This is a genomic window from Flavobacterium sp. RNTU_13, assembly GCF_046614455.1.
Taxonomy (GTDB): domain Bacteria; phylum Bacteroidota; class Bacteroidia; order Flavobacteriales; family Flavobacteriaceae; genus Flavobacterium.
This window is the reverse complement of record NZ_JBKJHB010000001.1, coordinates 947,045-963,193: the sequence shown is the minus strand read 5'-3', so window position 1 is coordinate 963,193 and position 16,149 is coordinate 947,045. Positions and strand designations below refer to the sequence as shown.

Annotated in this window: 14 protein-coding genes; 12 read left to right on the top strand and 2 right to left on the bottom strand. The window is 45.4% G+C overall.

The window, feature by feature from the left end; all coding sequences use genetic code 11:
- Positions 1-188 precede the first annotated feature (188 nt).
- From ricT to ACLI08_RS04285, 7 genes are all read left to right on the top strand, one after another.
- On the top strand, positions 189-1,859 hold the full coding sequence (gene ricT, locus ACLI08_RS04315; RefSeq protein ID WP_411427228.1) for a regulatory iron-sulfur-containing complex subunit RicT: 1,671 nt from the start codon (positions 189-191) through the stop codon (positions 1,857-1,859).
- A complete protein-coding gene (locus ACLI08_RS04310; protein ID WP_411427227.1) occupies positions 1,840-2,325 on the top strand; it encodes a gliding motility lipoprotein GldH in 486 nt (161 codons plus the stop codon). The genes ricT and ACLI08_RS04310 overlap by 20 nt, the downstream gene beginning before the upstream one ends.
- A 6-nt stretch (positions 2,326-2,331) precedes the next feature.
- A complete protein-coding gene (locus ACLI08_RS04305) occupies positions 2,332-4,656 on the top strand; it encodes a penicillin-binding protein 1A (protein ID WP_411427226.1) in 2,325 nt (774 codons plus the stop codon).
- 90 nt (positions 4,657-4,746) lie between these two features.
- Positions 4,747-5,448 (top strand): CoA transferase subunit A, encoded by a 702-nt coding sequence (locus tag ACLI08_RS04300; protein WP_411427225.1) that lies wholly within the window; start codon positions 4,747-4,749, stop codon positions 5,446-5,448.
- 2 nt (positions 5,449-5,450) lie between these two features.
- Entirely contained in the window at positions 5,451-6,110 is a 660-nt protein-coding gene (locus ACLI08_RS04295; protein WP_411427224.1) for a 3-oxoacid CoA-transferase subunit B, read from the top strand.
- Between the two features lie 9 nt (positions 6,111-6,119).
- Positions 6,120-7,076 carry a 2-hydroxyacid dehydrogenase gene (locus tag ACLI08_RS04290; RefSeq protein WP_411427223.1) on the top strand — a complete coding sequence of 319 codons (957 nt, stop codon included), beginning with the start codon at positions 6,120-6,122 and terminating at the stop codon, positions 7,074-7,076.
- A gap of 107 nt (positions 7,077-7,183) precedes the next feature.
- A complete protein-coding gene (locus ACLI08_RS04285) occupies positions 7,184-7,576 on the top strand; it encodes a DUF805 domain-containing protein (RefSeq protein WP_411427222.1) in 393 nt (130 codons plus the stop codon).
- Between the two features lie 47 nt (positions 7,577-7,623).
- Here ACLI08_RS04285 and ACLI08_RS04280 read toward each other — a convergent pair whose 3' ends face one another.
- Positions 7,624-9,441, bottom strand: coding sequence for a GNAT family N-acyltransferase (locus ACLI08_RS04280; RefSeq protein WP_411427221.1), 1,818 nt, complete (start codon positions 9,439-9,441; stop codon positions 7,624-7,626).
- A 228-nt stretch (positions 9,442-9,669) separates the two neighbouring features.
- Here ACLI08_RS04280 and ACLI08_RS04275 point away from each other — a divergent pair, with 228 nt between their 5' ends.
- The 5 genes from ACLI08_RS04275 to ACLI08_RS04255 all read left to right on the top strand — a co-directional run bounded on the left by ACLI08_RS04275 (position 9,670) and on the right by ACLI08_RS04255 (position 15,276).
- Positions 9,670-11,352: an ABC transporter ATP-binding protein gene (locus ACLI08_RS04275; protein WP_411427220.1), complete on the top strand. Its 1,683-nt coding sequence runs from the start codon at positions 9,670-9,672 to the stop codon at positions 11,350-11,352.
- A 100-nt stretch (positions 11,353-11,452) separates the two neighbouring features.
- Complete coding sequence (locus tag ACLI08_RS04270; protein WP_411427219.1) at positions 11,453-12,139, top strand: NUDIX hydrolase; 687 nt, start codon at positions 11,453-11,455, stop codon at positions 12,137-12,139.
- 75 nt (positions 12,140-12,214) lie between these two features.
- Positions 12,215-13,045: a ribose-phosphate diphosphokinase gene (gene prs, locus ACLI08_RS04265; RefSeq protein WP_411427218.1), complete on the top strand. Its 831-nt coding sequence runs from the start codon at positions 12,215-12,217 to the stop codon at positions 13,043-13,045.
- 56 nt (positions 13,046-13,101) lie between these two features.
- Complete coding sequence (locus ACLI08_RS04260) at positions 13,102-14,553, top strand: nicotinate phosphoribosyltransferase (RefSeq protein WP_411427217.1); 1,452 nt, start codon at positions 13,102-13,104, stop codon at positions 14,551-14,553.
- An 87-nt stretch (positions 14,554-14,640) separates the two neighbouring features.
- Positions 14,641-15,276 (top strand): DUF4291 domain-containing protein, encoded by a 636-nt coding sequence (locus tag ACLI08_RS04255; protein ID WP_411427216.1) that lies wholly within the window; start codon positions 14,641-14,643, stop codon positions 15,274-15,276.
- A gap of 57 nt (positions 15,277-15,333) precedes the next feature.
- Here the strand turns inward: ACLI08_RS04255 and ACLI08_RS04250 are convergent, their stop codons facing one another.
- Complete coding sequence (locus tag ACLI08_RS04250) at positions 15,334-16,119, bottom strand: alpha/beta fold hydrolase (protein ID WP_411427215.1); 786 nt, start codon at positions 16,117-16,119, stop codon at positions 15,334-15,336.
- Between the last annotated feature and the right edge of the window lie 30 nt (positions 16,120-16,149).

Sequence of the window (16,149 nt, the reverse complement as noted above, 5' to 3'; positions counted from 1 at the left end):
AACCATTTCTTAATAATTACCTATAATTTTTAACATTTACAGGGTTTAACAGGGGGTCACTACTATCGAAAAAGGCCTTTATGTACCCGTTAGGTAAAAAAACACTATCTTTACCCACAAAAACATTTTTAGATTTAGTAACCAACGACACGTAGTGGCACGGCCACGACCTATATATATACACACTTATGGCATGTACTAGCTGTTCTTCGGGCTCCGGCGGAGCACCGAAAGGATGTAAAAATAATGGAACCTGCGGCACCGATAGCTGCAACAAACTTACCGTATTCGACTGGCTGGGCAACATGACCCTGCCGGGTGGGCAAAAACCCTTTGACTGCGTAGAGGTGCGCTTTAAAAACGGACGCAAAGATTTTTACCGTAACCACGAAAATCTTACCCTGAGCATGGGCGATGTGGTAGCCACAGAGGCTTCACCCGGGCATGATATAGGTATTGTAACCCTTACGGGCGAACTGGTAAAAATCCAAATGAAAAAGAAAGGCGCTAACCCTGATGGGGAGGTGCTTAAAATATACCGAAAGGCTACACAAAAGGACATAGACATTTGGCAAAACGCGCGTAACCGCGAGGAACCTATGAAGGTAATTGCCCGCGAAATAGCCATACGCCTGAACCTGGAAATGAAAATTTCCGACATAGAGTTTCAGGGCGATGCGTCTAAGGCTACCTTTTACTATACCGCTAACGACCGTGTAGACTTCCGCCAGCTGATTAAAGATTACGCGCGCGAGTTCGGCATACGTATAGAAATGAAGCAGGTAGGGTTCCGCCAGGAGGCATCGCGCCTTGGTGGCGTGGGTTCTTGCGGCCGCGAATTGTGTTGTAGTACCTGGCTTACTGATTTCCGTAGCGTAAACACCAGCGCGGCGCGTTACCAGCAGTTATCGCTTAACCCGCAAAAACTTGCAGGCCAGTGCGGTAAACTTAAATGCTGCCTTAACTATGAGCTGGACACGTACCTGGATGCCCTTAAGGAGCTTCCGGATATGGATACCCGCGTATATACCGAAAAAGGTGAGGCTATATGCCAAAAAATAGACATCTTTAAAGGCCTTATGTGGTTTGCCTATACTAACGATACTGCCCACTGGCACGTGCTTGAGGCAGACCAGGTGAAGGAAATTATTCAAATGAATAAACTAAGGGAGCCTGTTTCGTCGTTAGAGGATTATGTAGTGGAAGACGATGCAGACGAAACCGAAAAGAGCTTTATGAATGCCGTGGGGCAAGACAGCCTTACGCGTTTTGATGCTCCTAAGCGCAGGCGCAAAAAACCGCAGCGCGGCAAAGGCGAAAAAGGCGATACAACTGCCGTAGCCGAAGCCCCTGCACGCGATAACCGAAACAGGCGCAGGGACGACCGCCCGGAACGCGGCGAGCGTACCGAAAGGCCGGAACGTGGCGAACGTACTGATAACAGGGAACGCAACAACAACAACACACCACGTGGCGAAAGGCCGGAGCGCGGCGAACGCCGTGATAACCGCGACCGTAACAGGGAGCGCAACAATAACGCCGAAAGGCCGGAACGTGCAGAACGCGGCGAACGCACAGATCGCCCGGAACGTACAGACAACAGGGAGCGTAATAATGCGCCGCGCGGCGAAAGGCCTGAGCGCGCAGAACGTGGCGAACGCACAGATAACAGGGAGCGTAATAACGACCGTAATACAGAGCGCAAACCACGCCCACAACAGCAACCAAGGGATGGCGAAAACAGCCAGCCAAGAGCCGAAGGCGCCGAAGGGGCTAATGATGCACAAAAGAAGAAAAAACACCATAACCGTAATAAGAAAAAACCATCGGGAGATAAAAATGGCAATGATCAAAAATAGCCTTACGGCAATAGCGGCACTGCTTTTGCTGGCATCTTGCGACGAAAAAAGGGTATTTGACGAGTATAAAGAACTCGACGGCTGGAACAAAGACAGCGTACTTACCTTTAACTATGAGTCGGCCGACACTACACAGTTGTATAACATGTTTGTAACCACGCGTACAAACAACAGCTATCCGTACAGTAATATTTTCCTTATTGTACAAATGGAAGAGCCTGGTAACAAGCGCATACTGGCCGATACCCTGGAGTACCAAATGGCCAACCCGGATGGTACCCTTATGGGCAGCGGCTTTAGCGATGTTAAGGAAAGTAAACTGTGGTATAAAGAAAACATACGCCTCTCTAAAAAAGGGAAATACAAATTCAGTATACAGCAGGCCGTACGCAAGGCTAACGAAATTCCGGGTGTACAAAAGCTGGAAGGTGTTACCGAAGTAGGACTACGAATTGAGAAAAAATAATGCATTATGGCAATGAACAACGGTAAAGAAGACTATTCGCATTACGTAAAAAAATTCTGGAAGATATTTGGCTATTCCATGCTGGGTATTGTGCTATTCTTCCTGTTGGCATCGTGGGGCGTTTTTGGTAAAATGCCAAGCTTTGAGCAGCTGGAAGACCCCAGCTACAATGTAGCTACAGAGGTAATCAGTGCAGACGGACAAACCCTAGGTAAGTTTTACATGGAAAACCGTACCCCGGTTAAGTACGCAGACCTGCCTAAAAGCCTTGTAGAAGCACTTGTTGCTACTGAAGACGAACGTTTTTATGACCACTCGGGTATTGATGCCCGCGGTACCCTAAGGGCTATTGCCACACTGGGCCGCAGCGGGGGTGCCAGTACGGTAACCCAGCAGCTGGCTAAAAACCTTTTTCACGGAGAGGGTTCTAAGAACATTATAATGAGGATGATTCAGAAGGTAAAAGAATGGATCATTGCAGTAAAGCTGGAAAGGCAGTATACCAAAGAGGAAATCATAGCCATGTACTTTAACACGGTAGACTTTACCCACAATGCCGTGGGTATACGATCGGCTACAAAAACCTACTTTGGTAAAGAACCGAAAGACCTTAAGCTGGAAGAATCGGCTGTAATTGTAGGTATGCTAAAAAACCCATCGTTATACAACCCTACTCGCACCAGCGAAAAGGCTAAAAAACGCATGGAAGACCGCCGTAATACGGTATTGGCACAAATGGTTAAAAACGGCAAGCTAGACGAAGCTACTAAAGCCAAAATAGAACAAAAACACATTGTGCTGCATTACCACCCTGAAAGCCACAAAGACGGGCTTGCCACCTACTGCCGCGAATACATACGCGGATGGATGGCCACATGGGCAAAAGACCACAAAAAAGAAGATGGTAGCGAGTACGACATTTACAGGGACGGACTTAAAATTTATACCACGCTTGATTCTAAACTACAACAGTATGCCGAAGAAGCGGTAAGCGAGCACCTGGCTAACCTGCAGGAAGAGTTTTTCATAAAACAGAAGAAAAACAAAAACGCTCCGTTTGTAAATATCTCTGAAGCTGAGACCAAAAAAATACTGGATCGGGCCATGCGCAACAGCGAACGCTGGAGGATAATGGAAAGCGAAGGAAAAAGCGAAAGCGAAATTATAAAGTCGTTCAGCGAAAAGACCGACATGACGGTATTTACATGGAAAGGCGAACGTGATACTGTAATGACCCCACTGGACTCTATACGCTACTACAAGCATTTCCTGCAAACGGGTGTTATGAGTATGGAGCCACAAACCGGCTATGTAAAAGCTTGGGTGGGCGGTATTAACTACAAGTATTTTCAGTACGACCACGTAGCACAGGGTGCACGCCAGGTGGGTTCTACCTTTAAACCCATTGTATACGCTACGGCTATTGAGCAGCTGCACATGTCGCCTTGCGACACTATTATAGACGGGCCTTTCAGCATGCCAAAAGGCAAATACGGCATTGATGCCGACTGGAATCCGCAAAACTCTAACGGGCAGTACCGCGGTACCGTAACCCTTAAGCAGGCACTTGCCTACTCTATAAACACGGTATCGGCAAAGCTGATAGACAAAACAGGGCCACAGCCGGTGGTAGACATGGCTAAAAACCTGGGTATTAGCAGTAAAATCCCTGTACAGCCAAGTATTGCTCTTGGTAGTGCCGATGTTACCGTAAGCGAAATGGTGGCTGCCTACAGTACCTTTGCAAACCAGGGTATGTATGTAAAGCCACAGCTGATTACAAAAATTGAAGATAAAAACGGTGTGGTACTTTACGAGGCCGAATCTGAAACGCATGAGGTAATGAGCAAAGACGTTGCTTATGCCGTACTAAAACTTCTGGAAGGCGTTACCGAAACAGGATCTGGCGCGCGCCTTAAATGGGGCGGCGCAGGAGGTACCGGTTACGAGCGTATGACGGGCTATCCGTATAAAATCATAAACCCTATTGCCGGTAAAACAGGTACTACACAAAACCAGAGTGACGGTTGGTTTATAGGTATGGTACCAAACCTGTGTACCGGTGTTTGGGTAGGTAACGAAGACCGAGCTGCACACTTTAACAGCCTTATTTATGGTCAGGGTGCTACCATGGCACTGCCTATATGGGGCTTGTTTATGAAAAAAGTATATGCAGACGACAGTGTGGTATTTAAGGTATCGCAACGACCGTTTGAACGCCCGGCCAACCTGGATATTAAGGTAGACTGCTACATGAAGCCAAAAGTTAAAGATACTACCGAAATTGACAGTATAGCGGCACCTTCTACAGAGGGTATTGATTTACCATAGATGTTTAAAAATATTTCACTCATTGTAAAAAACACCTTCAATTGAAGGTGTTTTTTTATATATTTATACCTCAATTTTAAAATAAATTGTATGATTAATAAAAAAGTGCAGGGAGTTGAGGAAGCCCTGCAAGATATACACAATGATGTTACCATAATGCTGGGCGGTTTCGGGCTGTGCGGTATTCCGGAAAACAGCATAGCACAACTGGTTAAAAAAGGCGTAAGCGGCCTTACCTGCATTAGTAACAACGCCGGGGTAGATGATTTCGGCCTGGGATTGTTGCTACAAAAAAAGCAGATTAAAAAAATGATATCGAGCTACGTGGGCGAAAACGCCGAGTTTGAACGCCAAATGCTTAGTGGCGAGCTTGAGGTAGAACTTACACCTCAGGGTACCCTTGCCGAAAAGTGCCGCGCGGCACAGGCGGGTATACCTGCATTTTTTACCCCGGCCGGTTATGGTACCGAAGTAGCCGAGGGTAAGGAAGCTCGCGAGTTTAACGGTAAAATGCACATCTTGGAACACGCGTATAAAGCCGACTTTGCCATTGTAAAAGCATGGAAAGGTGACGAAGCCGGAAACCTTATCTTTAAGGGGACTTCTAAAAACTTTAACGCCGTTATGGCGGGTGCAGCAAAAATTACCATTGCAGAAGTGGAGGAACTGGTACCTGCCGGGACACTGGACCCTAACTTTATCCACGTACCGGGAATTTTTGTACAGCGCATTTTCCAGGGAGAAAAATATGAGAAACGTATTGAGCAACGTACCACCAGAAAACGTAACTAACAATGGCATTAGGTAAAGAAGATATTGCAAAGAGAATAGCCCGTGAAGTAAAAGACGGTTATTTTGTAAACCTTGGTATTGGTATACCTACACTGGTAGCTAATTACGTTAGGGAAGACATAAGTGTAGAGTTTCAAAGCGAGAACGGCGTACTGGGCATGGGGCCTTTCCCTTTTGAGGGTGAGGAAGATGCCGATGTTATTAATGCGGGTAAACAAACCATAACTACCCTGCCGGGCGCATCGTTTTTTGATAGTGCTACCAGCTTTGGTATGATTCGTGGGCAGCACGTAGACCTTACCATACTGGGTGCCATGGAGGTTGCCGAAAACGGCGACATAGCCAACTGGAAAATACCCGGGAAAATGGTAAAAGGTATGGGTGGCGCCATGGACCTTGTAGCCAGTGCTGAAAACATTATTGTGGCCATGATGCACGTAAACAAAGCCGGCGAAAGCAAACTGCTTAAACGCTGCTCTTTACCACTTACCGGCGTGGGCTGCGTAAAAAAAGTGGTTACAGAGCTTGCCGTACTTGAAATTGTACCCGAAGGCTTTAAGCTACTGGAACGTGCACCGGGGGTAAGCGTGGAAGATATTATTAAAGCCACCGAGGGCAACCTGATTATTGAAGGCGAAATCCCGGAAATGGTTATCGATTAAACACATATAATGAACAACGAATACAACAACATACGCATCCTCCATCTTGATACAAACCATCCGGTTTTGTGGAACGGACTGGAGGATGCCGGTTTTATAAACGAAGGTGACTATAAAAGCACCAAGGCCGAAGTAGAGAATAAAATAGCCGGGTATAACGGCATTGTTATCCGCAGCAGGTTTAAAATAGACCGCACTTTTATAGACCGCGCTACTAACCTGAAATTTATAGCCCGTGTAGGTGCCGGGCTGGAAAGCATTGATTGTGATTATGCCCTGAGCAAAGGTATCCACCTTATTGCCGCGCCCGAAGGCAACCGCAACGCGGTAGGCGAACAGGCACTAGGCATGCTCCTGAGCCTGTTTAATAACCTGAACAAGGCGGACCGTGAAATAAGGGATGGCCACTGGATACGCGAAGGCAACCGAGGGCATGAACTGGACGGTAAAACGGTGGGCATTATAGGCTACGGAAACATGGGTAAAAGCTTTGCTAAAAAGCTGCGCGGTTTTGATGTGGAGATACTATGCTATGACATTAAAGAGGGCGTGGGCGATGCTAATGCAACACAGGTTCCGTTACAGGAATTGAGGCAAAAGGCCGATATAGTAAGCCTGCATACGCCTTGGACCCCGGAAACGGATAAAATGATAAACGCAGATTTTATAAACGCGTTTGCCAAGCCGTTTTGGTTTATAAATACAGCAAGGGGAAACAGCGTGGTTACAGCCGATTTAGCCAATGCGCTTAAATCCGGTAAGGTGCTGGGTGCCGGGCTGGATGTTTTAGAATACGAAAAATCATCGTTTGAAACCCTGTTTAGCGGTGGCGATATCCCGGAGGCGTTTCAGTATTTACTGGATGCGCCTAATGTATTGCTTACACCCCACATAGCCGGGTGGACTTTTGAAAGCCATGAACGCCTGGCACAGGTTATTGTAGATAAGATAAAAGCGGTTTTCTGATTTTTGTTAAAAGAAGCTGCTTTCCGTAAAAATTTTATATTTTAGTACGTACAACAGGAGCAACCGAAAATCCTTAACAGAGTAGGGCAAACCAACAAAATACAACTATGATTAACTGGTACTTAAAAGTAGTTAGGGATAACTACGCAAATTTTTCAGGAAGGGCACGCAGGGCAGAATTTTGGAATTTTATTATATGTAATATTGTTATCACACTGTTACTAAGCCTGCTAATATTTATTTTAGATGATACAGGCATCACAATGTACATTGCTTACGCCTTAGTCACATTTTTACCATTAGTTGCGGCTACAGTAAGGAGACTGCATGACACCAATAAAAGCGGCTTGTATATATTGGTGGGATTTATACCGGTTGTAGGGGGCATTTGGCTGCTTATATTATTAGCTACAAACGGCGACTACGGTCCTAATAATTATGGCCCCGACCCTAAAATTGAAGATTATTACACAAATGAAATAAGTACAAAGCAGTACTAAAAAAATAGCCCCAAATGGGGCTATTTTGTTCATATCAGGTCTGGTAGTTATATACCGTCTTCTCCTCTTTCGGCTACCTTACGCTCCAGTTCGGCCTGGAACTCCTCCATAACAGGTTTTACCGTGCTTTCGGGCAGGTCTGCTATGCGTATGTACATTAGTCCGTCTACGGCATTGTTAAACAATGGGTCGACGTTAAAGGCAATAACACGCGCGTTTTGCTTTATGTACTTTTTAATCAGTACCGGCAGGCGCAGGTTACCCGGCTCTACCTCCTCTATTATTTTATCAAACTTATTAAGGTCGGCTTCCGCTTCGTTAAATACAAAGTCTTTATCATCATCCTTAAGCTTTACCTTGTACTCTTTTTTAGGGTGAATGTACTGCGCTATATACGGGTCGTAATAGTGCGATTTCATAAACTCTATCATAAGCGACTTACTAAAATCGCTAAACTGGTTGCTTATGCTCACACCTCCTATAAGATACTTATGCTCAGGGTAATGTAGTGTGGTATGTACCACGCCTTTCCATAACAGGAACAAAGGCATCGGTTTTTGCTGATAATCCTTTACAATAAAGGCACGTCCCATTTCTATGGACTTGCTCATCATATCATAAAGCTCGGGCTCAAAACGGAACAGGTCGTGCAGGTAAAAACCGTCTATGCCGTACTTTTTGTAAATCTGCGCCCCCAGCCCCATACGATAGGCACCTGCCACACGCTTGGTATCGTCGTCCCAAAGGAACATGTGGTGGTAGTATTTATCGTACTGATCAAGGTCTAATGATTCGTTAGTACCCTCCCCTACCTCACGGAACGTAATTTCGCGAAGGCGGCCCAGTTCATGCAGGATGTTTGGTATCTTATCTGCCTGAACAAAAAACACCTCATAGTTTTTGCTTTGCAGCAGTCGGGTTTCCTGTTTGCGCAGTTCGGCTATTTCGGCCAGTATTTTATCCTGGTTTGCAGGCAGGGCTATTTTCTTAGGCTCTTTAGTCAGCTTCAGGTTAAGGTTAGCCGTATCCAGCAGTTTAGATTCTTTTTGGAACGGATTAGCCAGCATATAGGTTTTACGGCGCAGGAACTCACCAAAGTCGGCTGCCGTTTCATACTCGGCTTGTTCCGCAGGCGAAATAGGCTTACCTATACGCACCTTAATAACACGGCGTTTTTGGGTTAGCAGTTCGCTGGGCAGTTTTGCGGTACGCAGGGTATCGCTAATTTGCGACAGCCAGTAAAACAGGCGGCTGTTTTTAGCATGGAAGTAAATAGGCACAACGGGTACCTGCGCTTTTTTTATCAGCTTTATGGCACCTTCCTCCCATGGTTTATCTACAATCAGCTTATCATCTTTATAGGTACTAACCTCTCCCGCAGGAAAAATCCCCAGAGGGTGGCCGTCTTTAAGGTGGCGCAGGGCATCTTTAATCCCGGCAACACTGCTCTTGGCATCTTTGTGGGTTTCAAACGGGTTAACCGGCATTACATACGGCTTAAGAGGCTCTATGCGGTGCAGTAAAAAGTTAGCTATAATCTTAAAATCAGGCTGCCTTTCTACCATAAGTTTAAGCAACAAAATACCATCAATACCGCCCAGCGGGTGGTTAGATATGGTAATGTACGGACCGGTTTTCGGCAGGCGCTTAAGGTCTTCCTCGGGTATCTCAAATTTAATCTGGAACTCATCCAGAAGCGAATTAAGAAACTCCAGGTCGCTAAGGTGCTTGTTCCTGTCGTAAATTTTGTTCATGGTGTCTATTTTCAGGATCTTCATAAGAAGCCATCCTGAAAAGGTCCCTAAAAATCCGTACTTATCTGTTTTAATTGCTTTTGCAACCTCTTTAGGGGTAACTAAACTCATCTACTTTCGTGTGTTTCGGGCAGGGCACAAAGATAACAATTATAGTAACACTACAGGGTAAAAACTTTCCCCCTTACAAAGAATCATTCTAAGTAATTGCCCTTATGCCTTTTGCCTTACATTATTTTGTTAACAAAAATTTGGTGGTAAAATTCTGCCAAAGCAGCAAACCCCGTGCCAGTAACAACAATCTGCAACAGCAAATACAAAAAATAGTATCTTTACCTTATGAATATGCTGCTACACATAGATAACCTCACAATCTCGGCCCGAAAGCAGGGCCAATGGACACCCATTGTAAAAGGAAGCACCTTTACCTTACATCAAAATGAAGTCCTGGGCATAGTGGGCGAATCAGGCAGCGGAAAATCAGTTACCTCACTTGCTTTAATGGGATTGCTTCCAAAGGGTATACTGCAAATTACCGCGGGCAGCATCACCTTTGATGGACGTGATGTTTCGGCTTTAAGCCAAAAAGAATTACGGAAACTGCGTGGGGGAGAAATCAGCATGATTTTCCAGGAACCCATGAGTTCATTAAACCCATCGTTAAAGTGTGGTTTTCAGGTAGCTGAAATTTTGCAGGAGCATACAAAACTTTCTGATGCTGAAATTAAAGCCAAAGTGCTGGAGCTGTTTAACAAAGTAAAACTACCTAACCCGGAGGCCATCTACAACCGATACCCGCACGAAATTTCGGGTGGGCAAAAACAGCGTGTAATGATAGCCATGGCCATAGCCTGCAATCCTAAAATACTTATTGCCGACGAGCCCACCACAGCGCTCGATGTTACGGTACAAAAAGAAATAGTACTACTGCTTAAAGAGCTACAGCAGCAAACCGGCATGAGCATTATTTTTATTTCGCATGACCTGTCATTGGTTAGCGAAATAGCAGACCGTGTAGTGGTTATGTATCGTGGTGACATTGTGGAGCAGGGTACTGCAAGCGAAATTTTTGCCAACCCTCAGCACACCTACACAAAAGCGCTTATAAGCTCCAGGCCATCGTTAGATATACGGCTAAAGCGTCTGCCTACCATTCAGGATTTTTTAAATAATACTGTTAATACCACCGAGGTTACCCCTGCACAACGTGCCGAAAACCATAAAAAAATGTACAGCCAGCCGCCTTTGCTGGAAGTAATCAATGTAGAAAAAGAGTATGTTTCTAATGCAGGGTTGTTTGGCGCAAAAGCAAGCTTTAAGGCGGTAAATAATGTGAGCTTTAAAATTTACGAGGGCGAAACCCTGGGGCTTGTGGGCGAATCAGGTTGTGGCAAGAGTACACTAGGCAATGCCATACTACAGCTGGACAAAGCCACCGCCGGAAAAATACTGTACCGCGGCAAAGACCTTACTAAACTATCAGACAAAGAAATACGGGAACTGCGTAAGGAAATACAAATTATTTTCCAGGACCCATACTCGTCTCTTAATCCCCGACTTACCGTGGGACAAGCCATTATGGAACCCATGAAAGTGCACAAGCTGTACAAAACAGAAGCAGAGCGCCGTGAAAAAGCCATAGAAATATTGCACCGTACCGGCTTGGGCGAGGAACACTTTAACCGTTACCCGCACGAGTTTAGCGGCGGGCAGCGCCAGCGTATAGGCATAGCGCGTACTATAGCACTTCAACCAAAACTTATAGTATGCGACGAAAGTGTTTCGGCACTGGATATTTCCGTACAGGCGCAGGTGCTTAATTTGCTTAACGAGCTAAAGGAAAACTTTGGGTTTACGTATATATTTATTTCGCATGACCTGGCGGTGGTTAAGTACATGAGCGATCAGGTGCTGGTAATGAATAAAGGCCAAATTGAAGAAATGAATGAAGCCGATGCCCTGTATGCCCACCCCGAAAAAGAGTATACCAAAAAGCTCATTGCCGCTATACCGAGTGCTTAGTTTGCAGTGGCAGTGTTCAGTTACGGTTTACAGTTTACAGTAAAGATTAAGGTTCGGGCATATTCTTTTTTGTACTTTTGTGTAATCAATACGCAAAACAATGCTGCAAAACATCCGCATAGCAGTAGACGCCGTAGTATTCGGCTACGCCGGTGGTACATTGTATGTACTGCTTATACAGCAAAAATTTAATGGGCAAGACCCTTACTGGGCACTGCCGGGCGGCCTTGTACAAGACAGTGAGCCGCTTATAGATGCCGTAAAGCGTGAGCTTATGGAAGAAACTAATGTTACCGTAAACTACCTGGAACAACTGTATACCTTTGGCGATGATGTACACCGCGACTCCCGTAACAGGGTAATTTCGGTAGCGTATTTTGCGCTGATTGATTCTGCTAAAACCACCGTTAAGGCCAATACAGATGCCGATAAGGTACAATGGTGCAATGTAAACGAAATTCCTCCACTGGCATTTGACCACAATATAATAATAGAAACCGCCCTACAACGGCTAAGGGCTAAGCTTACTTACCAACCGATAGGATTTGACCTGCTGCCCGAATACTTCCTTTTCTCTGATCTGGAACGCCTTTACAGTACTATTTCGCGTCAGGAAATAGACCGCCGCAATTTTCGTAAAAAGATAATGAGTTTCGGTTTTATAGATGAAACGGACCGTGTATCAGAAAAAAAAGGTGGCCGCCCGGGCAAATATTTTACCTTTAACAAACAAAAATACAATCAGTTAACACAAGAAGGCATCTACTTTGAGTTAAAGTTTGTGTAAAAAATACGCAAAACATTTTGCCGGTTTAGTTTTATCTTTTAAATTTGTGTAAAAATAACGCAAATACATTTTGTTATGGTAAGCTTAAACCTCGATCCTGATTTTACCCCGTTTGGCAAAACAGGATTAACCCACAAACTCTTTACATTTTATGGCGGTGAACCCCACATAAAAATTGAGGAAGGTTTTGATGTTAAACAAAATATTATCATTACCCACAGGCTTAGCAGCTTTAATGCCCTTGGCGAAGTTTGCGTAGCTACCGATGCCCTTAAGCACATGGGAGCAAAAAACATAAGCCTTTTTATTCCGTATATGCCCGGTGCAAGGCAAGACAGGGTAATGATTCCCGGCGAACCCCTTACCGCAAAAGTATATGCTGATATTATAAACAGCCTTGGCTTTGCCGAAGTTATCATTTTTGATGCACACAGTGATGTGGTTCCCGCCTTACTAAACAATGTTACCGTGCTGCCTAACCATAGTTTTATCGCACAGGTAATGGATGAAATAGGCAATGTAACCATAGCATCGCCCGATGCCGGCGCGCTTAAAAAAATATACAAGCTTAGCGAACACCTCGGCGGCGCCAAAGTGGTAGAATGTGGCAAATATCGTGATGTAAACACCGGGAAACTGGCCGGTTTCAGGGTGTATGAAGACGACCTTAACGGAGCCGACATTCTTGTTGTCGACGACATTTGCGACGGTGGAGGCACCTTTGCCGGAATAGCCGATGCGCTTAAAGCTAAGGGCGCAGGCAAACTGTACCTTGCCGTAAGCCACGGTATCTTTAGCAAAGGGTTTGACGTGTTTGCCGGAAGGTTTGAAAAAGTATTTACCACCAATTCCTTCCGGTATGTGGAAGAAACTAATATTGTTAAGCAGTTTAAAATTCAATTATAACCAACCAAGTATACAACCCCAACCAACCATTTTATTAATTTTTAAAACTACAGATTATGAATCCGCTATTATTAACCGATGGTTATAAAACAGACCACCGCCGCCAATACCCAGATAACACTACCCTTGTATACAGCAACTGGACACCCCGTAAATCGCGCATAGAGGGTATAGACGAAGTAGTATTCTTCGGGTTACAGTACTTCATTAAAAAGTACATTATCGAAGAATTTGAGCGCGGCTTTTTCAGCCAGCCGAAAGAACAAGTCGTGGCACGCTATGCCCGCCGCATAAACAACTACCTGGGCGAAAATAACGTGGGCACTGCCCATATAGAGGCTTTACACGATTTGGGTTACATCCCTATGGTATTTAAAGCCCTGCCCGAAGGCACCGCCGTACCCATGCGCGTACCCATGTTTACCATGTACAACACATTGCCGGACTTTTTTTGGTTAACCAATTATTTCGAAACCCTGCTTTCGGCTGTGGTATGGCTGCCATGCACATCGGCTACGCTGGCAAAACGCTACCGTACATTACTGGATGCTTATGCCGCCGAAACATCGAGCGTACCCGAATTTGTAAGTTGGCAAGGGCACGATTTTAGTATGCGCGGCATGGGCGGAATCGATGCGGCAGTAACATCGGCGGCAGCCCACCTGCTTAGCTTTACCGGTACCGATACCATTCCGGCAATAGATTTCCTGGAAGAATACTACAACGCCAATAGCGATACCGAACTTGTAGGCGGCTCTGTGGCGGCTACAGAACACTCGGTAATGTGCATGGGTACTACCGAAGGCGAGTTTGAAACCTTTAAGAGGCTCATTTGCGATATTTACCCTAAGGGTAATGTAAGTATAGTATCTGACACGTGGGATTTATGGAAAGTACTTACCGATTACCTGCCAAGGCTAAAAGATACCATAGCCGCTCGCGATGGCAAAGTGGTTATTCGCCCCGACAGCGGCGACCCGGTAGACATACTTTGTGGCAATCCTAACGGAACCACCGAAGCCGAACGCAAAGGTGTAGTAGAGCTGCTGTGGGATACCTTTGGCGGAAGCACAAACAGTAAAGGCTACAAAGAACTGATTCCGCAGATTGGTGCCATATACGGCGACAGCATTAACGTAGACCGTGCTACCCGCATATGCGAACGCCTTAAACAAAAAGGCTTTGCCAGTACTAACGTGGTTTTGGGCATAGGATCGTACACCTACCAGTACAACACCCGCGATACCTTTGGTTTTGCCATGAAAGCTACCTATGGCGAGGTAAACGGCGAAGGCCGCGAAATATTTAAAGACCCGGTGACCGATGATGGTACTAAGAAATCGGCTAAAGGGCTTATAAAAATTGTAAAAGAAAACAATACCTACACGCTGGTAGACCAGGTAAGCTGGGACGAAGAAAATACCGGCGAACTAAAAGAGGTATTCCGCGATGGTAAGCTGCTTATAGACCAGTCCCTTGCCGAAATAAGAGCCCGCGTGCTGGGGTAGCTTACAGTCGTAGTCCACAGTCGCCTGCACGGTTTTAAAAACCTTGTAGGTATGTTGTAGACTTTATTATCATAAAACATTTAAAAAATGACAATTAAAACTGAAACATATAAAGAAAGCTTGGCCCGTTTACCAAAAATAGGCCAGCATATTACCCTGCACAGCCAGGAAGACATGGTGGTGGTATACCAGGCGTACAATCACCCTATAGCGGATTTTGCAGTAGAAAATCAATTCCTGGGCGGCGATGCCTTTAGTTACAACCGTATGTCGTGGATAAAGCCTAACTTTTTATGGATGATGTACCGCTGCGGATGGGCTGCCAAAGAAAATCAGGAGCGTGTACTGGCATTCTGGCTCCACAAGGATGATTTTAACACGATACTGGAACAGGCTGCTTTTTCCCGTTTTATACCCGAATATTATGAAAGCCATGATGCATGGCGAAAAGCTCTTGAGGCTAAACCCGTACGCCTGCAATGGGATCCGGAGCATGATCCTTTTGGAAACAAAATAGAGCGCCGTGCCATACAGCTGGGGCTTAAAGACGCTGTACTGGAGAACTTCGGGAAGAATTATGTAAAACGCATAGAAGATATTACCGAATTCGCAAAGGAACAATACGCCTTTTTGCAAAACAACCCGCCAGAACTTTTGCAGGTACCTATTGAAGCTGTGTATACTACAGGCAATGCCGAACTTGACAGGAGCGTGGGTATTTAGTTTATAATCTTACTATTAAGCACTACCAATACCCAACCGAATACCCAAATACACACGCTATTTTATTGCTTTTAAAAACTCCAGGGTTTCTTTAAGCAGGGCATCGCGGTCTTCTATATGCGCCATATGCCCATCTGGGTAGGTAACCAGTTTTACGCGGGTGCCTTCAATCTGGTCTATATGGTCTGCATATACCAGGCTCTGGTCTTTTTGGCCCAATACCAGTAATATAGGGTATGGAGCAAAGTGCAGTATAACCTCCCTGTCTTTACGTATCTTCATACCTTCCAGTGCGGCTACTATACCTTGTACCGGTGTTTTTACAGCCTCATTACGCAGCTGTTCTATTTCCCGGTCAAATTTTTCGCGGTTTTCTTCGCTAAATAGGTTGGCTATGCTCATGCGCACAAAGGCTGTGGCGTTTTGTTTTACGGCCGCTATGGCACGGTCGCGGTTGGCTTTACGCTCGTCGCTATCAGCTAATGAGGTACTGTTTTGCAGTATAATGCCCTTAACCATGTCAGGATACAGCTCGGCAAAAGCAAGTGCCACATACCCGCCCATGCTGTGGCCCATAAACACCGCCTTACGTATGCGCAGCTCCTGCAATATGGCGTGTACGGCGTCGGCCTGGTCTTCCATGGTATGCACATAACCCAGGCAGCCGGTATCGCCATGGCCCAGCAGGTCTATGGTTATTACACGATACTTTTTAGCATATTCTGCCGCAAAATAATCCCACATGCCGCGGTTTTCTAAAAAACCGTGCAGCAGTACTATAGCAGTGCCCTTACCGGCATCGGTATAAGTTATGGAGATATTTTTATAGACGAGTTGTTTCAAGTTTGCGGTTTAAATTTCTGGTAGTGCAAA